This is a genomic window from Crossiella sp. CA198, assembly GCF_052078295.1.
GTDB lineage: Bacteria > Actinomycetota > Actinomycetes > Mycobacteriales > Pseudonocardiaceae > Crossiella.
This window is the reverse complement of record NZ_JBQJIM010000001.1, coordinates 464,815-487,847: the sequence shown is the minus strand read 5'-3', so window position 1 is coordinate 487,847 and position 23,033 is coordinate 464,815. Positions and strand designations below refer to the sequence as shown.

Here is a 23,033-nt window from a genome sequence, read left to right as displayed (position 1 = left end):
CACCACGTCAATGGGTCTAGACCATTCGGGGAACGCGGTTCAGAACCAGCGCCGGGCCTCCACCCGCACCGGCCCGAACGGAGCGCTCAGCGGCCCCGAGTACACCGTCCCGGACACCGGCCCACCCGTGCTGAACACGCTGACGTGCAAGGAGATCCGCACCGTCGACTGGGCGCCCGCCGCGAGTGAATCGGTCAGGAAACACTCCGCCACCCGACCGTCCTGGGTGCACCGGCTGCCGCCGCCACCGCGGGCGAACACGCCCTCCGGCAACGACAACCGCACCCGCACCGGCCCGGTGGCGGTCCCGCCGTCGTTGCGCACTGTCAGCGCGAGTCCAGTGGTGCCACCGGGATGCGTCCGTCCGGCCGTGGCACTCGCGGCCAGTCGCGCCGGAGCGGGCGGCGGTGCAGTGGTGGCCGGGGGCGGGGTGGTGCCTGGGGTGCTGGTCGGGGTTCGCGGTGGGGTGGGGCTGGGCGGATGGGTGGTCGTGGTCGCCGGGGGAGTGGTGCCCGGCTGGGACGGGGCGGGTGGGGTGGTCGGCGGGGTGGTGGTCGGTTGGGTCGTGGCCGGGGGCTGTGCCGAAGAGGAGGTGGCTGGGGCGCGCGCGGGGAGCTGGATCCGCGGCTGCGCGGCCTCGGTGGGCTGGGCTGCCAGGGCCATGCTCACCGCGCCGACCCCGGCCGCCACCGCGACCAGCGCCGACCACGACTGCCCCAGCACACCACCGGCACCGCCCGCACTGGCTGTACCGCCAGCACCGCCCGCACCCGCGCCGCCAGCACCCGCGGCTCCGCCTGCGCCGGTGCCTCCGGTTCCGCCTGCTCCGGTCGCGCCCCCAGCACCTGTCGCGCCGCCGCCCGCCGTCGATCCCGCGCCACCTGCCGTGCCACCTGCCGTGCCGCCGCCCGCCGCGCCGCCAGTCCCGCCCACGCTTCCCGCGGTTCCACCGGTCCCCGCCGCGCCACCGAGCCCGGCCCCCGCCGCCCCGATCCCGCCCTCGCTCGCCGCGCTCGCCAGATATCCGGCCGCCCCGACTCCCAGCACCAACGGCCCCGCCGCCGCCCGCAGCGCGCCGTTGAGGTCCACCAGTTCCGCCGCCAGGGCCCGGCACTGCTCGCAGGTGTCCAGGTGTGCCTCGACCTGGGCCGCCTCGCGCTTGGACAGCCGGCTGCGGGTCCAGGCGCCCAGGCGTTCCACCGTGGCGCGGCAGCGGCCGTTCTCGGTGTCGGCCAGGTGGACCTGGAGGTAGGCCTGGCGCAGGCCCTCGCGGGCGCGGTAGGCCAGGGCGGAGACGCCGTTGGGGTTGAGACCGAGCAGGGGGGCGACCTCGGCCGGGGCGTGTCCCTCGATCTCGGTATACCAAAGCACCGCCTGCCAGCGTTCCGGCAGGCGCTGGAAGGCCTTGGCGGCCAGTGAGCGCTCGATGTCCTCGAACACGCTGGCCTGGGTCTCCACCTGGTCCGGGACCTCGCCCAGGTCGTTGCTCAGGGTGACCGGCTTGGCCCGGCGGTGGCGTTCGTAGGCCACGTTGCGCAGGGTGGTCAGCAGGTAGGAGCGGAAGGCCAGTTCCGGGCCCTTGCCCGCCCGCAACGCGTCCAGGACCTTGGTGAACGCCTCCGCGACCAGGTCGTCGGCCTCGGCGGTGGCGTTGGCCAGCTGACGGGCGAAGGCGGTGGCCGAACCGACATGCCGCCGGTACAACTCGCCATAACTCTCGGTGACACCGGCGCGCACCTTGGTGATCAGCTCAGCGTCGCTGGGCACCTCGGTTCCTGGGGGTGTCTCCGACATGCTCGTCCTCCGAATGGGGCAGGGTCCGGCTGAGTGGGTGACCCTGGTCCCCCGGGTTCATGACGCGAACATGCGGGACTGCGAGCGAAGTCATGCCCGTCATATATCGGAGCGCGATATATGACGGGCATGCGGACTACTGGGCGATCTTGGCCACGGCCTCGGCGACCGGGGTCTGGCCACCGGTCAGCTCGATGGTCTGCCGGGCGGTGCCGGGGGTGTCGAGCAGGGCGAGCAGCACCGCGGCCACGTCGGCGCGCGGGATCTTGGTCGGTTCGACCCGCTCCGCCAGGGTCACCAGCCCCGCCGGTTCGTCGTTGGTCAGCGTGACCGGTCGCAGGATGGTCCAGTCCAGGTCCCGGCGGCTCAGGTCGGCGTCCGCCTCGCCCTTGGCCCGCAGGTAGGCGGCGAAGCTCTCGCCGTACCCGTCCCTCGGCGCCACGGCCGCGCCGTAGGAGGAGATCATCAGGTACCGGCGGACCCCGGCCCGCTCGGCCGCGTCGGCCAGCAACGCGGCCGCCCCGCGATCCACGTTGTCCTTGCGGTCACTGCCATCCGAGGCCGCCTTGCCGCCCGCACCCGCCGCGAACACCACCGCGTCCGCCCCGGCCAGCGCGGCCACCACCTGCTCCACGGTGGCCGATTCCAGGTCCAGCTCGACCGGTTCGGCGCCGATGGCACGCAGGTCGGCGGCGTGTTCGGGATTGCGGATGAGGCCCGCCGCGCTGTCCCCGCGAGCGGCGAGCAGTGCTTCGAGTTTGAGGGCGATCTGGCCGTGACCTCCGGCGATGACGACTCGCATGCGCCCCAGGCTAATGCGCCCCGCCCACCCCCGCCGGACACCACCCGCCGCCCGCGGTCAACACCCGCCCGCGTGTTGGCCGTTGTCGTACGCCGTCTTGGCCGTTACGGCACGGCCCTCGGCCACCGGCCCACGCCAACCTGCCCACTTGGCCCAACTCGGCGTACGAGTTTGGCCAAGTGGGCGTACGACTTTGGCCAACTCGGCGTACGACAACGGCCAACACGCGGGGCGGGGCCCGGCCGAGGGGTGTCGGCCGGGCCGGGGCCGGTGGGTCAGTTGCCGCTGAGCTTCTCCACCGCGGCCAGTAGCACGCAGGTCACCACGCCCTCGGTGGCCAGGGCGACCTCGCGGATGTCCGGGAAGGTCGGCGCCAGCCGGATGTTGCGGTCGCGCGGGTCCTCGCCGTGCGGGAAGGTCGCGCCCGCCGGGGTCAGCACGATGCCGGCCTCCTTGGCCAGCGCCACCACCCGCTTGGCCGTGCCGTCGAGCACGTCCAGGCTGATGAAGTAGCCGCCCTTGGGCTTGCTCCACTGCGCCACACCGGTGCCGCCCAGGCGCTTCTCCAGCATGTACAGCACCATCTCGAACTTCGGGGCGATCACCGCGCGCTGCTTGTCCATGTGCGCGAGCAGACCCTCGGTGTCCTTGAGGAAAGCCACGTGCCGGAGGTGGTTGACCTTGTCCGGGCCGATGGTGCCGAAGCTCTGGTTCTTGGTCAGCCAGGCCACGTTCTCCGGCGAACCGCCGAAGAAGGCCACCCCCGAACCGGCGTGGGTGATCTTGGAGGAGGAGGCGAAGATGAAGGGGCGGTTGGGATTGCCCGCCGCGGTCGCCAGCTCCAGCACGTCGGCGATCTCCACCGCCTCCTCGGTGAGGTGGTGCAGCGCGTAGGCGTTGTCCCAGAACAGCCGGAAGTCCTTGGCCGCGGCCGGCATCGAGGCCAGGCGGCGCACCGTGTCCGCGGAGTAGACCGCGCCGGTGGGGTTGGCGTACTTGGGCACGCACCAGATGCCCTTGATCGAGGCGTCCTCGGCGACCAGCCGCTCCACCACGTCCATGTCCGGACCGTTGTCGGTCAGCGGCACCGGCACCGCCTCGATGCCGAACTGCTTCAACAGCGAGAAGTGCCGGTCATAACCGGGCACCGGGCACAGGAACTTGATCTGCTGCCCCACCCACGGCTCGCCGTCGACCGGGCCCTTGAGCAGTGCGAAGACAATGGTCTCGTGCATCACCGCGAGGCTGGAGTTGCCCAGCGCCAGCAGTTGCGGCACCGGCACGCCCAGCGGGCCGCTGAAGATCTCCCGCAGTTCTGGCAGACCAGCCAGGCCACCGTAGTTGCGGGTGTCCGTGCCGCCGGCCTTGAACACATCCTTGCCCGGCAGGCACAGCAGCTCGTTGGCCAGGTCGAGCTGTTCGGCCGCGGGCTTGCCCCTGGTGAGGTCGAGGGACAGGTTCTGCGCCTTCAGCTCGTCGTAGGCCTTGCGCAGGTCGGCCAGAGGGGCGGGCAGCTCGTCGGCGTCCAGCTTGGTCAGTTCCATGCGGGCATTTTCCGGGCTCAGCGCAGCTCGGTGCCCACCGGGGTCTCCGCGCGGAACAGGTCGAGCACCGGACAGTGCCGGTCGACCTCGCGCCGCAGCTCCTCGTAGCGCTCCCTGGTCTCCGGGCCGTCCAGCCGCACCCGCACCGTGATGCCGGTGTAGCCGGGCCTGGTGTGCTCGGTGAGCCCGAAGAACCCGCGCCGGTCCAGCTCGCCGGTCACCTCCACCGACACCGAACTCAGCCGCACCCGCAGTTTCGCCGCCCAGAACTGGTAGGTGACCACCTGACAGGAGCCCAGCGCGGCCAGCGCGTACTCCACCGGGTTCGGTCCGGTGTCCGCGCCGCCGCGGGCCACCGTCTCGTCCGCGGTCTGCTCGTGCCCGCGGATGCGCACCCGCACCCTGGTGTCGGTGCCCGCCACCACCGCACAGTGCGCGTCGAAGACCGCGCCCGCGTGGTACGGATCCTCGGCGACCGCGCTGCGGGTGGCCTCGATGACATCGGTCAACGACATGGCGGCACTCCTGAAGGAAATTGAGGGAATACCGAATCGTGCTGACCCGGACGGTGTTCGGTCAAGGTGGAGAACAATGATTTTCGACCAGGCGGGGGAATTCCTCTCACATGCTGGGCGGTTTCTGCCGATCGGACCAGTGCACTGCTAGCCTCCGGACTGTGAGCACCCTGGTGTCCCGTATCCACGTCGATCTGCGACGTATGACGACCATGGCGTGTTGCTGCACTCCCACTGCCTGACCTGGTCGTAGGCCGCTGACGCCTGCCAATTCCCCGCGGTCGCTATTCGGCCGTCCGGGCTCATTTCGCATGCCCGCGAATCGCTTTTCTCATTCGGGAGTATCCGCATGTCCACAGCCAGTGCCGCCTGGTCCTTCGAGACCCGCCAGATCCACGCCGGCGCCCGGCCCGACCCGGTCACCGGGGCCAGGGCAACGCCGATCTACCAGACCACCTCGTTCGTCTTCCGGGACACCGAGCACGCCGCGAACCTGTTCAGCCTGGCCGAGCCCGGCAACATCTACACCCGGATCAACAACCCCACCCAGGACGTCCTGGAACAGCGCTTGGCCGCCCTGGAAGGCGGGGTGGCCGCGGTCGCGCTCGCCTCCGGCCAGGCCGCCGAGACCCTCACCGTGCTGACCCTGGCCAGCGCGGGCGATCACCTGGTCTCCAGCGCCTCGCTTTACGGCGGCACCTACAACCTGTTCCACCACACCCTGCCCAGGCTGGGCATCGAGGTCAGCTTCGTCGAGGACCCCGACGACCTGGACGCCTGGCGGGCCGCGGTGCGCCCCAACACCAAGCTGTTCTTCGCCGAGACCCTGGCCAATCCGCGCAGCACCGTCCTGGACGTGGCCGCGGTCGCCGGGGTCGCGCATGAGGCCGGGGTGCCCCTGGTGGTGGACAACACCGTGCCCACTCCGTACCTGCTGCGCCCGATCGAACACGGCGCGGACATCGTGGTGCACTCGGCCACGAAATACCTCGGCGGCCATGGCACCGCGATCGGCGGCATAGTCGTGGACGCGGGCACCTTCGACTTCGGCGCCGACCCGGCCCGCTTCCCCGGCTTCACCGAACCCGACCCCAGCTACAACGGCCTCCGGTACTGGCCCGCGCTGGGCCCCGGCGCCTTCGCCGCGAAACTGCGCGTGCAGGGCCTGCGCGACCTCGGCCCCGCGCTCTCGCCGTTCAACGCTTTCCTGGTGCTGCAAGGGCTGGAGACGCTGTCGCTGCGGATCGAACGGCACGTGGCCAACGCCAAGGCCCTGGCCGAGTGGCTGGAGGCCAGGGACGAGGTGGAGACCGTCTGCTACGCCGGACTGCCGTCCAGCCGCTGGCACGAGCTGGCCCAGAAGTACCTGCCCAAGGGCGCGGGCGCGGTGGTCTCCTTCGACCTGCGCGGCGGGGTGGAGGCGGGCAAGGCGTTCGTGGACGCGGTCGAGCTGTTCAGTCACCTGGTCAACATCGGCGATGTGCGCAGCCTGATCGTGCACCCGGCCAGCACCACGCACAGCCAGCTCTCCGCCGCCGAACAGGCCGCCACCGGCGTCACCCCCGGCCTGGTCCGGCTCTCCGTCGGCATCGAGGGCCTGGAAGACCTCAAGGCCGATCTGGAGGCCGGTTTCCGGGCCGCCAAGGCCGCGCTCGGCGGCTGAGGATGCTCACCGACGTCCTCGCCCCGCCCGCCACCGCCGCCTGGCGGGCGGGCGACCCACCCGGCCGCCGCCGCTGGCTGGACCTGCGTGGCCCATTGCCGTTGCAGGCCGGTGGCGCGCTGCCGGGGGCCCGGCTCGCCTACGAGACCTGGGGCAGTCTCAACCCCAAGCGGGACAACGCGATCCTGGTGCTGCACGCGCTCACCGGGGACAGCCACGTCAGCGGGGCGGGCGGGCCGGGCCATCCCACCGCGGGCTGGTGGGATGGCCTGGTCGGCCCCGGCCGCGCGGTGGACACCAACCACTGGTTCGTGGTCGCGCCCAATGCCCTCGGCGGCTGCCAGGGCAGCACCGGCCCGGCATCGGTCGCCCCGGACGGGAAACCGTGGGGCAGCCGGTTCCCGTTCCTGACCCTCAACGACCTGGCCCGCGCCGAGAACGACCTGGCCGATCATCTCGGCGTGGACGCCTGGGCCGCGGTGATCGGCGGTTCGCTTGGCGGCATGCGGGCGCTGGAATGGGCGCTGTGCCAACCGGACCGGGTGCGCGCGCTGTTGCTGCTGGCCTGCACCGCGGCCAGCAGCGCCGAGCAGATCGGCTGGTGCTCGGCGCAGGTGCGGGCGATCGAGGCGGACCCGAACTGGCGCGGCGGCGACTACCACCACGCGCTGCCCGGTCACGGCCCGCACGCCGGACTCGGCCTGGCCCGGCGGATCGCGCACCTCACCTACCGTAGTCCGGCGGAGCTGAACGGCCGCTTCGGCCGGATCCCGCAACCCGGCGAGAACCCTTGGCAGGGCGGCAGATACTCGATCGAGTCCTATTTGGACCATCAGGCGGCCAAGCTGGTGCGCCGCTTCGACGCGGGCAGCTACGTCACGCTCACCAAGGCCATGGCCGACTACGACGCGGGCCGCGGCCGCGGTGGCGTGACGGCGGCACTGGCCTCGGTACGGGCCCGCACACTGGTCGCCGGGGTCGCCGGAGATCGACTGTTCCCCCTTGCCCAGCAACAGGAACTGGCCGACGGCATCCCGGACGCCGGACCGCCGCGGGTGCTCGGCTCGCCGTACGGGCACGACGGTTTTCTGCTTGAGACCGGTCAGCTGGGGCCGATCGTGGGTGAGCTGCTCAGTCGCTAGGGGTCCGGGAATCCTTGCGGATGGGGTGTTCCGGCGGCACCTCGACGATCACGATGCGCACCCCGTCCGGATCGCTGATCCACATCTCGTGCAGGCCCCACGGCTCGCGTTTCGGCTCCCGCAACACGGTCACCCCGCGGTCCAGGAGTTCCCGGTGGGTGGCCGCGAGATCCCTTACCTGCAACCACAACGCGATGTTGCCTGCGCCGCCGTCACCGCTGTGCCCGGAGACCTCCAGGTAGCCCTGGCCGAGGAAGAACACCGTGCCGCCGGGGAATTCGCGGCTGATGGCCAGGCCGAGGGTGTCCCGGTAGAACGCGGTGGCGCGGGCCGGATCGGCCGGTCGCAGGATGATCCGGCTGTTGATCGGGTGCATGTGTGATCCCCTCAGCCCTTGACGCCCGTGGTGGTGATTCCCCGCACGACCTGGCGCTGAAACACCAGGAAGAACACCAGCAGCGGCAGCCCGCCGAGCAGGCTGGAGGCCATCACCTGGGCATAACGCAGACCGTAGCTGCTCTGCACCGAGGCCAGGCCGACCGGGATGGTCATCATGTCCGGGTCGGTGGCCACGATGAACGGCCACAGGAAGTTGTTCCAGGTGGTGACGAAGGTGAAGATGGCCACCGCGGCCAGCGCCGGGCGGGCCAGCGGGAGCATGATGCTCCAGTAGATCCGCCACCGGCTCGCGCCGTCCACCCGCGCCGCCTCCTCCAGTTCGCGTGGCACGCCGTCGAAGAACTTCTTCAGCACGTACACCATGGCGGGCAACACGATCTGCGGCAGCACCAGGCCCCAGTAGGTGTCCACCAGACCCAGCCCCACCATTTGGCTGAACAGCGGCACGATCAGCACCTGCGGCGGCACCACGATCCCGGCCACCACCACCCACAGCAGCACCTGGCGGCCGCGGAACTCGGTGCGGGAGAAGCCGTAGGCGGCCATGCTGGCCAGCAACACCGTCAGCACCGTCACCAGCACGCCGACCAGCACGCTGTTGCCGAACCAGGTCGGCAGCCCGGTCTCGCCGAGCACCTTGCCGAAGGCGTCCAGGGTCGGCCGTTCCGGCAGCCAGCGCACCGGGATCTTCGTGGTGTCCGCCTCCGGCCGCAGCGCGGTGGACAGCGCCCAGCCCAACGGCAGCAACCACATCAGCGCCAGCACCAGGGCCACCGACAGCCGGGTGGCGCGGGCCGCGGGACGTTCCCGGTCGAAGGCGCTCACGAGGTCCGCTCCGCTCGGGCGCGCTGGATCCGGAACTGGAGCACGGCCAGGGCCACGATCAGCGTGAAGAACAGGTAGGAGATCGCCGAGGCGTACCCCACCCGGAAGTTGGTGAAGCCGCTCTCGTAGATGTACTGCACGATGCTGCGCACCTCCGGGTTGGTGCCGCCGGTGAGCAGGTAGACCTGGTCGAAGACCTTGAGCGAGGCCAGGATCTGCAACACCAGCACCAGCACGTGCGTGCGGCGCAACAGCGGCAGGGTCAGCCAGCGCAGCCGGGACCAGCCGGTGGTGCCGTCCAGGGCGCCCGCCTCGTACAGCTCGCGTGGGATCTCGCCCAGCCCGGCCAGGTAGAGCAGGTAGTTGAAGCCCACCGTCCACCAGACCGTGGTGAGCACGATGGAGACCATCAGCACGTCGTTGTCGCTGAGCCAGCCCACCTCGCCGAGGCCGAGCCAGCTGAGGGTGTCGTTGATCAGGCCGAAACCCGGTTGGTAGAGCCACATCCAGATCAGCACCACCACCGAGACCGGCAGCACGTACGGGGCGAAGAAGGCCAGCCGGAACAGCCAGGCGGCGGGCAGTTTCCGGTGGGTCAGCAGGGCCAGGCCCAGACCGATGGCCACCAGCGGCGGGGTGCTGAGCACGGTGAACACCAGTGTGTTCCACAGCGAGCGCCACACCGCCGGATCACCGAACAGCTCGGCGTAGTTGTCCAGGCCCACCCAGGCGTCCGAGCCCGCGCCGGTGATGCTCTGGTTGGTGAAGCTCATCTTCACTCCGAGCAGCAGCGGCACCACCAGGAAAGCCAGGTACAGCACCAGGAACGGGGCCACGAACCAGAACCCGGACCACTCGCGCCCCCGCACGGTCCTGTTCATCGGCGCTGCCTCCCCGGTTGTTCTCGCGCGTCGGTCATAGCTGTGGTCGTGGCGTGGCCAGCAGGGTGCGCATGGCCGCGGTGAACTCCGGGATGGCCGCCTCCGGGCTCAGCCCGCCCGCGCAGACCTGGCTGAACACCGCGCCCGCCCGGTTCTGCAACTCCGAGGCCGCGCCGCCGAACCAGCACGGCGGGTCCAGCTCCAGGCTGTCCGCGGCCGCGGCGTACCGCGACGCCGGACCCAGCTGGGCGTACTCCGGGCTGGCGGCCACCGGGCGGTAGGCCGGGATGTGCCCGCCCTTGGCCCAGGTCAGGCTGTGCTGGAGCAGGAAGCGCACGAAGTCCACGGCGGCGCGGGTACGAGCCGGATCGCGGTCGGCCCGGTGCGGCAGCACCAGCGCGTGCGCGTCACCATGCACTCCGGCCGTGTCATATATCGCCGGGAAGGGTATGACGTCGAACGGAGTGTTCTGTTCGACGAAGGTGGGCATCTCCCACTCGCCGTTCCAGAAGAACCCGGCCTGCCCGCTGCCGAACATGGCCACCGCGGCGTTGTTGTTGAGATCGCCGCGGGCCACCCCGGACTCCACGGTGATCGCGCGCAGGAACCGCAGCGCGCGCAGTGCCTTGGCCTCGTCCAGCACCAGTCTGGTGGCGGCCGGGTCGAACAGCTCGCCGCCCTGCTGCCGGTACAGCGTCCAGAACAGCCGCCACGGGTTGATGTCCGCCGATACCGCCATGACCACGCCCTGCTGTGCCCCGGCCTGCTTGGCCCGCCGGAAGGCGTCCAGCAGCGCGGCCTCGCCACGCAGCGGCAGCAGTCGGCCGTCCGGGCCGAGCAGACCGGCTTTCCCGCAGATCTCGGTGTTGTAGAAGAGCACCAGCGGGTGGGTATCCAGGGGCAGCGCGTAGACCCGGCCCTGGTGCTGGGCGCGTTGCCAGGCCGCGGCCGGGAAGGCCGGGGCGGTCAGCCCGAACTCGTCCAGCAGAGCGGGGTCGTAGGGGTCGAGCAGCCCGGCGGGGGCGTAGCCGGCCAGCCGGGACAGGTGCAGCACCGCGACGTCGGGGGAGCGGCCACCGGCGGCGGCCATGGCCAGCTTGGTGTAGTACGGCGTGCCCCAGGCCAGTGTGGTGGCCTGCACCGGCACCTCGGGCCGGGCCCGCTGGAACGCGGTGACCAGCTCCATCATCCGGGCCCCGTCACCACCGGTGAACAGGTTCCAGAACTTCAGCGGCGTCCCGTCAGCCGGACCCGGCGGACCGCATGCGCTCGCGCCTGCCCCCATACCCAGCGCGAGCGCCGCGGTCCCCTGGAGGAACCGCCGCCTGTCCAAGTGACCGTCCACCCTGGTACTGCCCGGTTGTCCGGCCCTCCGACTGCGTCTCCACACGGCGCCTCCAGAACCCCCAGCACGACCAATCCCCCTCGGTCGCGTCCTGGTTTCTACAGCGTTGTAAACAACGTTGTAAAGATGCGAGCGGGCGACTTCGCCCGATAAGGCGTGAATTGTGACAGTCCCGCGATCGAGGTGGTTTACAACGATGTAAAGTGCTTCTCCATGGGCGTGAGCCTGAAAGACGTCGCCGCGCTCGCGGGGGTGTCGGTGAAGACGGTGTCCAACGTCGTCAACGACTACGCCCACGTCAGCGAACAGACCAGGGCCAAGGTGCGGCAGGCCATCACCGAGCTGGGTTACCAGCCCAACCTCACCGCGCGCCATCTGCGGTACGGCCGGTCCGGCATCATCGCGCTGGCCCTGCCCGAGCTGGACATACCCTACTTCAGCGAGCTGGCCAGATCCGTCATCGGCTGCGCCGAGGCCCAGTCCTGGGCGGTGCTGATCGAACAGACCGAGGGCCTGCGCGAACGCGAGCTGCTGATCGCCTCCGGCCTGCGCTCGCGCACCGTGGACGGCCTCATCCTCAGCCCGCTGGCCCTCGACGGCGCGGACCTGGCCCAGCTGGGCACCGAGATGCCGGTGGTGCTGCTGGGCGAGCGGATCGGACCGGGCGCCGCGGACCACGTGGTGATCGACAACATCGCCGCCGCCCGCGCCGCCACCGAACACCTGATCGGCCTGGGCCGCCGCCGGATCGCCGCCATCGGCGCCAGGGTGGTGGAGGGCCAGGACACCTCCAACCTGCGGCTGGCCGGATACGCCCAGGCACTCAACGCCGCCCGCATCCAGCTGGACCCGGACCTGGTCGTGCCGGTGCCCAGCTACCACCGCACCCCCGGCGCGGACGCCATGGCCGCGCTGCTCGCGCTGCCCGAACCCCCGGACGCGGTGTTCTGCTTCAACGACCTGCTCGCCCTCGGCGCGCTGCGCACCCTGCTGGCCAGGGGAGTGCGGGTGCCCGAGGATGTGGCCCTGGTCGGTGTGGACGACATCGAGGACGGCCGGTTCAGCACCCCCACGCTGACCACGATCCGCCCGGACAAGACCCAGATCGCCTCGGTCGCGGTCCGCATGCTCCTCGAACGGATCAACGGCGCGGACATGCCGGCGCGGGAGTTCCAGGCCGATTTCACCCTGCAGATCAGGGAGAGCACGGTCGGGCGGGCGGCGGGCTGAGCGGGCTCAGGCCAGGTGCGCCGGGAACCCGCCGGTGGCCACCGGGCCCCAGCGTTCCGGAGTCAGCCGCAGCAGGGATTTGCCCTGCTTGCGCATGGCCTCCCGGTACACGTCCCAGTCCGGGTGCTCGCCGGAGATGGACCGGAAGTACTCGACCAGGGGTTCGATCGCCTCGGGCTGGTCGATGACCTCGATCGTGCCGTCCACCTGCACCCACGGGCCGTTCCAGTCATCGGACAACACCACGATGCCGCCGCGCGGATCGCGGCGGGCGTTGTTGGCCTTGGCGCGGTCCGGGTAGGTCGAGACCACGATCCGGCCCTCGCTGTCAACCCCGCAGGAGACCGGGCTGGCCTGCGGGCCGCCGCCGGCCCTGGTGGTGATCAGCAGACCGTGGTGACGCGGGCGGAGGAACTCCAGCAGGGCGTCGCGGTCCACCTGGGTGTTGGTGGCGATGGGTCGAGGCACGCATCCGAGCATAGGCTCTTCCCGGGTTCAGACGTCGGAGGTGTGAATGACGGAGAGTGTGCGTGCCGCGGCCACTATCGAGGCGCGGTCCATCGACCCGGTGCCCGAGGCGGAACGGCACGGCAGGCCGCGCAGCCTGTTCACACTGTGGTTCGCGGCCAACATGCAGGTCACCGCGGCGGTCACCGGCGCGCTCACCCTGCTCAGCGGGCTGCACCCGGTGTGGGGGCTGGTCGCGATCGCGCTGGGCAACGTGCTGGGCGGGGTGCCGATGGCGCTGCACGCGGCCCAGGGCCCCAAGCTCGGCGTGCCGCAGATGATCCAGAGCCGGGCGCAGTTCGGCGTGTACGGCGCGGTGCTGCCGCTGGTGCTCGTGGTGATCATGTACCTCGGGTTCTTCGCCAGCGGCAATGTCCTTGGCGGACAGGCGATCTCGGGGATCAGCGGGCTGCCGATCGATGTCAGCATCGTGCTGTACGCGGTGCTCTCCGGGGTGTTCGCGGTGATCGGCTACCGGCTGATCCACCGCTTCGGCTGGGTGGCCTCCGCGCTGTCGGTGGTGGTCTTCGTCTACCTCTCCATCCGGCTGATCAGCACCCAGGACCTCGGCGCGGTGCTCGCCGCCCCGCGGCTGGACTTCCCCAAGTTCCTGCTCGCGCTCTCCCTCACCGCGTCCTGGCAGCTCACCTTCGGGCCCTATGTCGCCGACACCTCCCGCTACCTGCCCTCGGCCACCTCGGTGCGGGCCACCTTCTGGTGGACCTACGGCGGCACCGTGCTCGGCGCGGTGTGGGCGATGTCCTTCGGCGCGCTGGCCTACGCGGTGGCCGGGAACGCCTTCAAGGGCAAGGAGGTCGCTTACCTGGTCGGGCTCGGGCACGCCGGGCTGGTGGTGCCGCTGCTGCTGTCGATCGCGCTGGGCAAGTTCACCGTGAACGTGCTCAACATCTACGGCGGGTACATGTCGGTGGCCACCACCTTCACCGCCTTCACCCGCCGCGCCGCCCTCTCTCCTGCGGTGCGGATCGGTTACGTGGCCGCGATCGCGGTGCTCGGCGCGGTCATCGCCATCCTCGGCCGCGGCGAGTTCCTGAAGAACTTCGTGCTGTTCCTGGAGTTCCTGCTCTACTTCCTCACCCCGTGGAGCGCGATCAACCTGATCGACTTCTACGCGGTGCGCAAGGAGCGTTACGACCTGGCCGCGATCTACGACCCCGACGGTATATACGGCCGGTGGGGTATATCGGCGCTCATGGCATACGCGGCCGGGGTGCTGGTGCAGATCCCGTTCGCCAACGTGCCCGGCGTGTTCACCGGTTTCCTGGCCCCGCTACTGGGCGGCGCGGACATCGCCTGGCTGCTCGGGCTGACCGTGCCCGCGGCGTTGTACCTGGTTTTCTTCCGCCGCCAGGCAACGCGAAGCAGGGTGTCCTCCGTCCAGAGGACATGAGGCAGTCAGGCGGAGCGGGAACGGGTTGGGTGCGCGCGGGTGTGACCGCGGTGGTGGCCGGGCTGGTGGCCGGTGGCGCGGTCTCCGCGGCGGGCCCACTGGCCCAGCCCGAACCACCACCGGTCTCCGACGCCGCGGTCCGCCTGGTCGCCTACGACTCCTGCCCCGCCGCACTGGCCGGTTTCCGGCAGGCCGCGACCCCCGTGGTCAGCGCCTACGGCTTCGCCCAGCAGGGCAGACCGTCCACCGACGCGCGCACCGGCGCCGAGCTGAACAGCCCGGGCGCGGCCGGTGACCGCAGCATCGAGAGCAAGGCCCCCGACCAGGGCCACTCCACCACCAACCGGCACGAGGCGGGCGCCGATGAGCCGGACCTGGTCAAGAGCGACGGCAAACGCCTGGTCTCCATCGTCGACGGCAAACTCCGGGTGATCGACCTGGCGAGCAACAAGGCCACCGGGGTGCTGGAACTCCCGGGCGGACCGGCCACCCAGCTGCTCACCCACGGCGACCGCGCCCTGGTGCTGACCTCCGGCGTCAGCCACGCCGAGCCCCGGTCCCACCCCAGGGGCGACTGGCCCGCAGGCTCGGCCAAGCTGGTGCTGGTCGACCTGTCCGGCGCGCCGAAGACGGTGGGCAGCCTGGACGTCGACGGGTCCTATGTGGACTCCCGGCAGGTTGGCGGCGTGGCCAGGGTGGTCATCCGGTCGATGCCGAAGCTGAAGTTCGCCTACCCCGACGGCACGCTCAACGCCGAAGCGGCGTTGCGGCGCAACCAGGACATCGTGCGCGACTCCGCCATCGGCGACTGGCTGCCCCGCTACCGCCTGGACGGTGAGGCCGGGACGGCCGAGGGCCAGCTGGTCGACTGCGCCCGGGTGAGCCACCCGGCCAAGTTCAGCGGCGCCTCCATGCTCACCGTGCTGACCCTGCCCCTGGACAAACCTCTCGGCAACGGCGACCCGGTGACCGTGGCCGCCGACGGGAACACGGTGTACGGCAACGAGAAAAGCCTCTACGTCGCCGACGACCAGTGGCCCCGCGCGGTGCCCCTGCGCGGTGGCGCCGAGGTCGCCCCGGAACCACAGCCCCGCACCCAGGTGCACCAGTTCAGCGTGGACGGTTCCGCCCCGCCGAAGTATCTGGCCTCCGGTTCGGTGCCCGGCGCGCTGCTCAACCAGTACTCCCTCTCCGAACACAACGGCAACCTGCGCATCGCCACCACCACGAACCGCGGCGGCGCCCAGCCCCGCCAGGTCCCCGACTCGCAGAGCGCGGTGACCGTGCTGGCCCGCCAGGGCGACAAACTCACCGAGATCGGCAAACTCGACGGCCTGGGCAAGGGCGAACGCATCTACGCCGTCCGCTTCTTCGGCGACACCGCCTACGTGGTCACCTTCCGCCAAACCGACCCGCTGTACACAGTGGACCTGCGCGACCCCCGCCGTCCCCGCGCCGTGGGCGAACTCAAGATCACCGGATATTCCGCGTACCTGCATATGGCGGGCCCCGGCAAACTCATCGGCGTAGGCCAGGAAGCCAGCGACCAAGGCCGGGTCCTGGGCACCCAGGTATCCCTGTTCGACGTCTCCGACCAGTCCAACCCCCGCCGCCTGGCCCAGCACCACCTCCCCGGCGCCTTCTCCGAAGCCGAGTTCGACCCGCACGCTTTCCTGTACTGGCAACAAACCGGCCTACTGGTCCTCCCCGTGAGCCGAGGCTGGGCAGCCCCCCGCGGCGACCGCCCCATGCCCCCCGCGGGCGGCGCGCTGGTCCTGCGCATCGGCGACGGCAACGTCACCCAACTAGGCCAGGTAGCCCACCCCCAGGACCGCTCCGCAGGCTCCGACGCCACAGTCCGCCGCTCCCTGGTAGCCGCAGGCTCCCTCTGGACAATCTCCTCCGCAGGCATCAAGCGCCAAGACCTCACCACCCTCACCGACCAATCCTGGCTCCCCTTCACCTAACCCCGCCCCACAACGGCCAAAACCCCGTCCACAACGGCCAACACGCCGGCGAGGTTTCAACCTCCGCGCGTGTTGGCCGTTGTCGTACGGCGAGTTGGCCGTTATGGACGGCGAGTTGGCCGAACTCGTACGCCACGTTGGCCGTTGTTGTACGCCGTAGGCAGCTGCGACCGGGCGAAGCCCGAAAACCGGTGGCCGGGCTGGCTTTTCGAAAACTCATCCCGAGCGGTTCCCCATCCCCGTCAGCCTGGAGAGGACACACCGCATCCCGGGCAGCGGCCCTGCAACACAATCCGCCGCCCGGCGAACCCAACGTGACCGGGCCGCTGCCCGGGATGTGGTTTGGTATCGGAGGGCTGACGGGGATGGGGAACCGCACACGAGCACTGCTCTTTGCCTGTGATCTTCTCCCCCCATCCTTTGATTTCTGCCCGTCCGGCGAGGACGCACTTGATCTTCGCTCTTGACTGTCAACCCGGAGATCAAAAGGATGGCCTCGCCGGCCGGGCAGACCACCGGAGGGGTGGGGCAGATCAACACCCGGGATGAGCGGGTTGCGGGGCGGGGTCTGGGCTGCCGGGGGTGGTTCCAGCGTGGCTCCGAGGGCTCGCGTGTTCTCCGTACGGCCTTCCGCCAGCCAACCACACCTCACCGAGCGGCCCCCGTCGCGTTGGGCGGGCAGGCGGCGGCAGGTTGCAGGGGCCACTCGGCGAGGCGCGGTCAGCATGCTCCAGGCCGTACGGAGAACACGCGAGGGCCCTCGTCGTGGGGGTTTCACCCCCTGCCCCGCCGCGGGGCGCGCGCCCCGAAGGGCCTCGGTGTTGCGCGCGTGTTTTGTGGCGGCCTGTGGATAACTGGTTGGCGTATATATCGTGGCACTGTATATTCAGCACCATGGAGAGTCTTTCCGAGCAGGCGTTTCTGGTGCTCACCGCGTTGGCCGATGAGCCGCGGCACGGCTACGGCTTGATCCAGGAGGTCAAGGAACTCTCTGGAGACCGGATCCAACTGGCCGCGGGCACCCTGTACGGGCTGCTGGATCGGTTGGCCAAACAAGGTCTGGTCGCGCTCGACCGGGAAGAGGTCGAGAACTCCCGGCTCCGGCGGTACTACCGGCTCACCGATGAGGGGGCGGACGCGGTGCGGGCCGCGGCGGAGCGGATGGCCGAGGGGGCGAAGCTGGCCAGGCAGCGGCTGGTGCGGCGGCGGTTGTTCCGGGCTACGGGGAGGCTGGCGTGAACATCGGGGAATCGGTCGAGGACAGCTGCCGTCGGCTGGTCCGGGTGCTGCCGGTGGACTACCGGGCGGCGCATGGGGAGGACCTGGTCAGCACCCTGGCCGACACCGTGGACGAGCGTGGGGTGCTGCCGTTGCGGGAGCGGCTGGCGGTGCTCGCGCTGGCGGTGCGGCTGCGGGTGGTGACCCCGGTGACGGGGCCGGCCGCGGCGGCGCTGGTGGCGTTGCTGGTGCTGGTGCAGACCGGGATCGCGCTGGCGGGGCTGCTGGTGGGGACGGTGTCCGCGGCGCTGTTCCTGGGGCAGGCGTGGACGCCCGCGCCGGTGCACGATGTGCCGTTGACCTTGGATCTGGGCGGTGAGCTGGCCACTCAGATCGGCCAGGACCTGGTGTTCCTGGCGGCCTGGCTGGTCGTGTTGCACGGGCTGCTGCGCGGTCGCCGGTTCGCCGCGCCCGCGGCGGCGGTGCTGGCCGGGATTCCGCTGGTGTTGCAGGTGATCTACAATCCGCTGGCCATGGCGTGGCCGGGCAGGTTGCTCGGGGTGTGCACGGTCCTGGCGGCGTTGCTCGCCTGGCGTTGCGCGCCGCTGTCCGTGCCAGGCAGGCCGCGGCGCTGGCTGCTTGGACTGCCGCTGGCGACTGTGCTGTCGCTGGGGCAGGCGCAGGTCCTGATGATGTTGCCCGAGGAGTTCCAGGCGCCGGTGGTCTGGGCGTTGGCGGCCTTGGTGACCGCGGCCGCGGTGCTGGTGGCCAGGGGCAGGCCGTGGCTGTTGCTCGCCGTGAGCTGGCTGGCCGTGGTGCTGGGGCTGGCACACGTGGTCGCGCCGCTGACCTTCGACTTCTACCCGGCCGAGCCGCACGTTCCCGCCGCGCTGGCGGCCGCGGTGGTGCTGGCCGGGGTGGCGCGGCTCAACCGAGCCGGGGCAGTTCGCCGCGTGGCCCGGCGTTGAGCGAGCGGTCCGGGCGGCCCTCGGTGCGGTGCCCGACCAGGCGGCCCGGCCCGTAGCTCAACTCGCCGGTCGGACCCGCGGAGAGCTGGTTCATGCTGGCCGCCAGGTCCGCCTCCACCCCGCCGGGCAGTTTCAGCTTCACCAGCAGCGGCAGCACAAAACCGAGGGCGACCAGGCCGGTGAGCACCGGGGTGAGCGTGGCAAGCACGACCGTGTTCACCTTGTCGGTGAAGAAGAATCCGACCCACAGCGCCACCAGCAGACTGGTCGCCACCGACACCAGCGCGGCGCTGCCGACCAGGCTGCGGCGGGCCACCGCGAGGCTGTGCGTGGCCAGTTCGATCAGCCTGCGTGCCTCCACGTGCCCTGGCTCGCGTTCCAGGCAGCGGCGCAGGAACCGGACCGCGCGGCGGCGGTGTGCCGGACGAGCTTGTACCTCGGCGCCGTTCTCGCCGATCTTGAACGCGGCCACGCCCGCCACGAAGTAGGGCTCGGGTTCGGTGGCGGCCGCGCCGATCGCCTGCTGGGCCAGGGCGAGGGCCTCCAGGTGGAACTCGCGGCGCTGGGTGGCGTCACCGCGTTCGACCAGCAGCCGGGCCAGGGTCAGCCGCAGCTGCCAGGCCGGCGCGTCGCAGTCGGTGCGCTCCAGGGCATCGCGCAGCACGCGTTCGGCGGCCACCAGGTCGCCGGGGGAGCGGGCCAGCGCGAGGGCCAGGCCGATGGCGGCCGCGCCGCTGCGGGGTTCGCACAGCAGGGCCTGCCGGAAGTGCTGGGCGGCGGCCCTGGCGTCCGCGCCCGGCTCGGCGCCGTCCTGATCCCGTTGCAGCAGCAGGCTGCCGAGCTCCACATGCGCTTGCGCGTCGTAGAAATCCCGTGCCAGGGCCTTGTCGAACAGCTCCTCGGCCTCGCCGAAACGTTCCAGCTGGGCCAGCAGCGCACCCAGGTCGACGTAGCTGCCGTTGAACGGGTCCAGGGTGATGGTGCGCCGCAGGTGGTGCTCAGCCAGGGGATAGTCGCGCTGGCGGGCGTAGAGCACCCCGGCGCAGGTGTGCGCGAGCAGGTTGACCGGATCGCGGTTGAGCACGTCCAGGCAGAGCCGCTCGGCCTCCTCCTCGTGTTCGGGTTCGCCGCCGCGCACCAGCGTCCAGGCCAGCCCGCACTTGACCGCGGCGTCCTCGGGATCCAGCAGCGCGGCGGCCCGGAACCGGGCGGCGGCCTCGGCGAAATCGCCGTCGGCGAAGGCCACCCAGCCCAGCCCGCGCAGCGCGTCCAATTTCTCGTCCGGGTCCTCGGCCAGTTCCAGCAACGCGCTGAAGTCCTTGCGCGCCAGGCTGGAGCGGCCCTGGTCACGGTGCACCCAGCCGCGTTCGGCGAGCAGTTCCGGCTGGGTGGGCCGGTCCGCGAGCGCGGTCTCCATGAGCTGGCGGGCCTCGCGGAAACGGCCCAGTGAGCGCAGGGTGGCGGATTTGGCGGTGATCGTGCCGACCGAGAGCGGGGCCTGGGCCAGGATCCGGTCGAAGCAGTCCAGCGCGTCGGCGTACCGGTTCTGGCCGTCCAGGATGTTGCCCTGCAACAACATCAGCCCGGTGTCGGCCGGGAACAGCGCCAGCCCGGCCTCGACCTCGGCGGTGGCCTCGGGGAAAAGCTTGCGCACGAACAACAACCGCACCTTGGCCTGGATGATCTCCGCGGTGGGCTCGAACTGCCCGGTGATCCGGTCCAGTTCGGCGCGGGCCTCGGCGAGCCGGCCGAGCTGCAGTTCCAGCCACACCACCTGCAGCCGCAACGAGATCCGGTCCGGATGGGCCCTGGCCCCGGCCCGCAGTTCGCGGACGGCCTGCTCCTGGCGGCCCAGCCAGCCCAGGCAGTCCAGCCGTCCGGACAGGCCCTGCGGGCCGACCGGGTCGACCTCCGCGATCGCGGTGTACTCGGCCAGCGCGGCCTCGATCCGCCCTTCCCGCACCAGGATCCGCGCGTGCTGCGTCCGCAGGTCGGTGGACCACGGGAACAGCGCGAGCGCCGCGTCGGCGGCCAGCCGGGCCTCGGCGAAGCGGCAGGCCGAGCGCAACGTCCGGATCCGGTGCAGGTGCACCCGCTGGTTGCCGGGATCGCGCTCGCCCAGCCCGGCCAGCACGGCGAGGGCCTCCTCATGCCGGTGCCGCGCGCGCAGGTGGTTGACCAGGTCGTGGCCGACCGAGGTGACCTCGGGCAGCTCGGCCATCGCCGCGCGCAGCAGGGCCTCCGACTCCGCCGCGCGGCCCTGCACCCAGGCCACCCTGGACTGCCGGTGCCGCAGCGGCGGGTTGTGCGGGTGCAGCAGCACGGCCTCGGCGGTGACCTGGGCGGCCTCGGCCACCCGGCCGGACTCCAGCAGCGTCTCGGTCAGCAGCAGCCACAGGGTGGCGTCGCCGGGCGCCCGGTCGACCGCGTTGCGGGCCGCCGTCACCGCCTCGGCCAGCCTGCGCGCGCTCAGCCGGGCGGAGCTGATCTCCTGCCATAGCCCGGAATCCCACGGCCTGCGACTCACCTCGGCCGCGACCAGCCGGTCCGCTTCCTCGGCCCGGCCGACCTGGTAACGCAACCGGATCGCGCCGCCGAATGCCTCGTTGTGCTCGGCGTTGAGCACCAGGGCCTTCTCGCAGGCGCCGATGGCGTCGTCGAACCGGAAAAGCTGCTCCAGCGTCCAGGCGAGTTCGACCCACAGGTCCACCGCGTCCGGTTCCTTGGCCAGCGCGGTCCGCAGCAGCGGTTCGGTCTCGGCGACCCGGCTGAGCCTGCGCAGACAGCGGACCAGGCCGCGCAGGATCACCCGGTCGGCCGGGTGCGCGGCGTGCGCGGCCACCAGCGCGGCCTCGGCGGCGACCTCCTGGTCGATCTCGATCAGGCTCCAGGCGTTGAGGAAGCTCAGCCGCGCGGACTCCGGCAGTTCCCGGTGCGCGGCCACGGCGGCGGCCCTGGCCTCGGTGCGCCGGTTCAGGCTGAACAGCAACTGGATCCGCCAGTACAGCAGGTCCTCATCGGCCGGGTCCGCCGCCAGTCGACTGTCCACTTCGGACAGTGCGGTGCTGAAGCGGCGGCCCCAGCTGAGGTGGCGCACCAGATCCAGGGGCAGGTTCGCCGAGTCCGGGAACCGGGCGATGGCCGTGCGCAGGGCGGCCTCGACGACCTCGTCGCCCGCGGTGTCCTGGAGCAGTGCGATGCGCCTGCGGTGCAACGACTCGGCGTCCGGACAGCGTTCCAGCGCGGTGTCCAGCAGGGTGCCCGCCTCGGCCAGCCTGCCCCTGGTCATCAGGTGGCCGATCCGGGCGTACCAGCCTTCGGCGTCGGCGGGAGCCAGTTCGGTGGCGGTGCGGTACGCGCTCTCGGCGGCCTCGTGATCGCGCTGGATCTCCAGTGACCGCCCCAGGTCCTCCCATAGTTCGGCGTGCCGCGGCCGGTGGGTCAGGCACTGGCGCAGCACGGTGACCGCCTCGCCCGCGCGGTCCAGGGTGCGCAGCAGCGAGCCGAGGGCGATGCCGACCTCCACGTTGGCCGGGATGCGGTCGAGTACGGTGCGGTACAACGTCACCGCGTCCTCGGCCCGGCCTTCCTCGCGCAGGTGCCAGCCCAGCTCGCGCACGAATTCGTTGTCGTAGGGCCGGTTCGCGACCAGCCCGCGCAGCAGCGTCTCGGCCTCGGCGGCCGCGCCGGACTGGCGGCGCAGCCGGGCCACCAGCCGCGGCGTCCACTGGTTGGCCTGGTCCAGCTCCAGTGCGCTCTCCGCGATCGGCAGCGCGGCCGCGGCGCCCTGTTCGGCCTCGACGAGTTCGGCCTGTTCGGTGCGGATGTCGGCATCGTGCGGCAGTCCGCGGGCGGCTTCGGCGAGCACCGCGGTGGCCTCGGGCAGCCGATCGGCCAGGCACAGCGAACTCGCCCACTGCCACCAGCCGTGCGACTGCCCTGGGTTGAGCCGGGCCGTGGCCGCGAACTCCGCGATCGCCTTGGGGTGATCGAGGACCTGGGTGTGCGCCTTGCCGAGGGCGTGCCGCAGCGCGTACAGGTGCGGCCGGGCGCGCACCGCCGCGGTGAGCAGCCGGACCGCCTCGGCCTGCTCGCCTGCCGCCTGCAGGGTGTCGGCGTGGGTGAGGATGGCGGTGATCCGGCGCGGGAACCGTTCGTGCAGCGCATTGGCGGCGGCCACCGCCTCGGCGTGCCTGCCCTGGCCGCGCAGGCTGCGCACCAGCTCGTCGTGCACGTCCACGTCCGCCGCGAACTCGGCGAGGAACTCCCTGGCCAGCTGTTCGGACTCGGGATGCCGGTGCAGGCGGCGCAGGGCGGCCAGTCGCCATTCCACCGCGTCCTCGGCCTTGGCCGCGCTGAACGGGACCTCCTCGGTGACCGCGAGCGCGGCCGGGTAGTCGCCGAGGGAGTAGTGCAGCCGCGCCTGGGCGACGCGCAGTTCGACGTCCTCGGGCCAGCGGGCGCGGGCGGCGGCCACGGTGGCCAGGGCCTGCTCGTACTGGTTGCGCCAGTGCAGCACCGCGACCAGCCAGCCGTGCGGGCGCGGTTGCTCAGGCGCGAGCTCGGCGGCCCGGGTGAAGTGCAGGTCGGCCAGGTCGAGCTGGACGCGTACCAGGGCGATCCGGCCCAGCTGGATGTGCAGTTCGGGGTCCTCGGGGCGGTGCCGCAGCTCCCGGCGGACCAGCCGGGCGAGCCGGGTGACCGCGCCCTCGCCGAGCAGTCCGCGTGCCTCGTCCTGGATCCGGTCCCAGCCCACTGCCACCTCCGTGCCGCCTCGCCGGGGTGATCATCGCTGCTCGGGCGGCCGCCATGGGGCGGAATG

At 71.4% G+C, this 23,033-nt stretch carries 17 protein-coding genes; 7 read left to right on the top strand and 10 right to left on the bottom strand.

Annotated features, from left to right (window positions below; genetic code table 11):
• Positions 1 to 39: 39 nt before the first annotated feature.
• From ACTOWY_RS02360 to ACTOWY_RS02345, 4 genes are all read right to left on the bottom strand, one after another.
• Entirely contained in the window at positions 40 to 1,794 is a 1,755-nt protein-coding gene (locus ACTOWY_RS02360; RefSeq protein ID WP_441307935.1) for a sigma-70 family RNA polymerase sigma factor, read from the bottom strand.
• Positions 1,795 to 1,930: 136 nt separating this feature from the next.
• Positions 1,931 to 2,596, bottom strand: coding sequence for an NAD(P)H-binding protein (locus tag ACTOWY_RS02355; protein WP_441307934.1), 666 nt, complete (start codon positions 2,594 to 2,596; stop codon positions 1,931 to 1,933).
• A gap of 275 nt (positions 2,597 to 2,871) precedes the next feature.
• On the bottom strand, positions 2,872 to 4,140 hold the full coding sequence (locus ACTOWY_RS02350; protein WP_441307933.1) for an aminotransferase class I/II-fold pyridoxal phosphate-dependent enzyme: 1,269 nt from the start codon (positions 4,138 to 4,140) through the stop codon (positions 2,872 to 2,874).
• A 17-nt stretch (positions 4,141 to 4,157) separates the two neighbouring features.
• Positions 4,158 to 4,655: an OsmC family protein gene (locus ACTOWY_RS02345; RefSeq protein WP_441307932.1), complete on the bottom strand. Its 498-nt coding sequence runs from the start codon at positions 4,653 to 4,655 to the stop codon at positions 4,158 to 4,160.
• Positions 4,656 to 5,004: 349 nt separating this feature from the next.
• Between ACTOWY_RS02345 and ACTOWY_RS02340 the strand changes: the two genes are divergently transcribed.
• Positions 5,005 to 6,318, top strand: a complete 1,314-nt coding sequence (locus tag ACTOWY_RS02340) for a bifunctional o-acetylhomoserine/o-acetylserine sulfhydrylase (RefSeq protein WP_441307931.1) — start codon at positions 5,005 to 5,007, stop codon at positions 6,316 to 6,318.
• Positions 6,319 to 6,320: 2 nt separating this feature from the next.
• The gene (gene metX / locus ACTOWY_RS02335) at positions 6,321 to 7,460 is read left to right on the top strand and encodes a homoserine O-acetyltransferase MetX (protein WP_441307930.1); all 1,140 of its coding nucleotides are present in this window, start codon (positions 6,321 to 6,323) and stop codon (positions 7,458 to 7,460) included.
• Here the strand turns inward: metX and ACTOWY_RS02330 are convergent.
• The 4 genes from ACTOWY_RS02330 to ACTOWY_RS02315 are packed head-to-tail and all read right to left on the bottom strand — an operon-like array spanning position 7,450 to position 10,898.
• A complete protein-coding gene (locus tag ACTOWY_RS02330; protein ID WP_441307929.1) occupies positions 7,450 to 7,836 on the bottom strand; it encodes a VOC family protein in 387 nt (128 codons plus the stop codon). The two genes, metX and ACTOWY_RS02330, sit on opposite strands and share 11 nt — an antisense overlap.
• An 11-nt stretch (positions 7,837 to 7,847) precedes the next feature.
• A complete protein-coding gene (locus tag ACTOWY_RS02325; protein WP_441307928.1) occupies positions 7,848 to 8,684 on the bottom strand; it encodes a carbohydrate ABC transporter permease in 837 nt (278 codons plus the stop codon).
• Positions 8,681 to 9,565, bottom strand: a complete 885-nt coding sequence (locus ACTOWY_RS02320) for a carbohydrate ABC transporter permease (RefSeq protein ID WP_441307927.1) — start codon at positions 9,563 to 9,565, stop codon at positions 8,681 to 8,683. The genes ACTOWY_RS02325 and ACTOWY_RS02320 overlap by 4 nt, the downstream gene beginning before the upstream one ends.
• Positions 9,566 to 9,599: 34 nt before the next feature.
• The gene (locus tag ACTOWY_RS02315; RefSeq protein WP_441307926.1) at positions 9,600 to 10,898 is read right to left on the bottom strand and encodes an extracellular solute-binding protein; all 1,299 of its coding nucleotides are present in this window, start codon (positions 10,896 to 10,898) and stop codon (positions 9,600 to 9,602) included.
• Between the two features lie 225 nt (positions 10,899 to 11,123).
• Between ACTOWY_RS02315 and ACTOWY_RS02310 the strand changes: the two genes are divergently transcribed.
• On the top strand, positions 11,124 to 12,140 hold the full coding sequence (locus ACTOWY_RS02310; RefSeq protein WP_441307925.1) for a LacI family DNA-binding transcriptional regulator: 1,017 nt from the start codon (positions 11,124 to 11,126) through the stop codon (positions 12,138 to 12,140).
• A gap of 6 nt (positions 12,141 to 12,146) precedes the next feature.
• Here the strand turns inward: ACTOWY_RS02310 and ACTOWY_RS02305 are convergent, their stop codons facing one another.
• Entirely contained in the window at positions 12,147 to 12,608 is a 462-nt protein-coding gene (locus ACTOWY_RS02305) for a PPOX class F420-dependent oxidoreductase (RefSeq protein WP_441307924.1), read from the bottom strand.
• 46 nt (positions 12,609 to 12,654) lie between these two features.
• Here ACTOWY_RS02305 and ACTOWY_RS02300 point away from each other — a divergent pair, with 46 nt between their 5' ends.
• The 4 genes from ACTOWY_RS02300 to ACTOWY_RS02285 all read left to right on the top strand — a co-directional run bounded on the left by ACTOWY_RS02300 (position 12,655) and on the right by ACTOWY_RS02285 (position 18,211).
• A complete protein-coding gene (locus tag ACTOWY_RS02300; protein ID WP_441307923.1) occupies positions 12,655 to 14,058 on the top strand; it encodes a purine-cytosine permease family protein in 1,404 nt (467 codons plus the stop codon).
• Between the two features lie 29 nt (positions 14,059 to 14,087).
• Positions 14,088 to 16,025, top strand: a complete 1,938-nt coding sequence (locus tag ACTOWY_RS02295; protein WP_441307922.1) for a beta-propeller domain-containing protein — start codon at positions 14,088 to 14,090, stop codon at positions 16,023 to 16,025.
• Between the two features lie 894 nt (positions 16,026 to 16,919).
• Complete coding sequence (locus tag ACTOWY_RS02290; RefSeq protein ID WP_441307921.1) at positions 16,920 to 17,264, top strand: PadR family transcriptional regulator; 345 nt, start codon at positions 16,920 to 16,922, stop codon at positions 17,262 to 17,264.
• Positions 17,261 to 18,211, top strand: a complete 951-nt coding sequence (locus ACTOWY_RS02285; RefSeq protein WP_441307920.1) for a hypothetical protein — start codon at positions 17,261 to 17,263, stop codon at positions 18,209 to 18,211. The genes ACTOWY_RS02290 and ACTOWY_RS02285 overlap by 4 nt, the downstream gene beginning before the upstream one ends.
• Here ACTOWY_RS02285 and ACTOWY_RS02280 read toward each other — a convergent pair.
• Positions 18,171 to 22,967 (bottom strand): tetratricopeptide repeat protein, encoded by a 4,797-nt coding sequence (locus ACTOWY_RS02280; RefSeq protein ID WP_441307919.1) that lies wholly within the window; start codon positions 22,965 to 22,967, stop codon positions 18,171 to 18,173. The genes ACTOWY_RS02285 and ACTOWY_RS02280 overlap by 41 nt on opposite strands.
• Between the last annotated feature and the right edge of the window lie 66 nt (positions 22,968 to 23,033).

Excerpts from the sequence above, each read along its gene's own strand:
- ACTOWY_RS02330 (WP_441307929.1), bottom strand. The coding sequence starts at position 7,836 with ATGCACCCGATCAACAGCCGGATCATCCTGCGACCGGCCGATCCGGCC.
- ACTOWY_RS02300 (WP_441307923.1), top strand. The coding sequence starts at position 12,655 with ATGACGGAGAGTGTGCGTGCCGCGGCCACTATCGAGGCGCGGTCCATC.
- ACTOWY_RS02355 (WP_441307934.1), bottom strand. The coding sequence starts at position 2,596 with ATGCGAGTCGTCATCGCCGGAGGTCACGGCCAGATCGCCCTCAAACTC.
- ACTOWY_RS02340 (WP_441307931.1), top strand. The coding sequence starts at position 5,005 with ATGTCCACAGCCAGTGCCGCCTGGTCCTTCGAGACCCGCCAGATCCAC.
- ACTOWY_RS02310 (WP_441307925.1), top strand. The coding sequence starts at position 11,124 with ATGGGCGTGAGCCTGAAAGACGTCGCCGCGCTCGCGGGGGTGTCGGTG.
- metX (WP_441307930.1), top strand. The coding sequence starts at position 6,321 with ATGCTCACCGACGTCCTCGCCCCGCCCGCCACCGCCGCCTGGCGGGCG.
- ACTOWY_RS02345 (WP_441307932.1), bottom strand. The coding sequence starts at position 4,655 with ATGTCGTTGACCGATGTCATCGAGGCCACCCGCAGCGCGGTCGCCGAG.
- ACTOWY_RS02290 (WP_441307921.1), top strand. The coding sequence starts at position 16,920 with ATGGAGAGTCTTTCCGAGCAGGCGTTTCTGGTGCTCACCGCGTTGGCC.
- ACTOWY_RS02360 (WP_441307935.1), bottom strand. The coding sequence starts at position 1,794 with ATGTCGGAGACACCCCCAGGAACCGAGGTGCCCAGCGACGCTGAGCTG.
- ACTOWY_RS02320 (WP_441307927.1), bottom strand. The coding sequence starts at position 9,565 with ATGAACAGGACCGTGCGGGGGCGCGAGTGGTCCGGGTTCTGGTTCGTG.
- ACTOWY_RS02350 (WP_441307933.1), bottom strand. The coding sequence starts at position 4,140 with ATGGAACTGACCAAGCTGGACGCCGACGAGCTGCCCGCCCCTCTGGCC.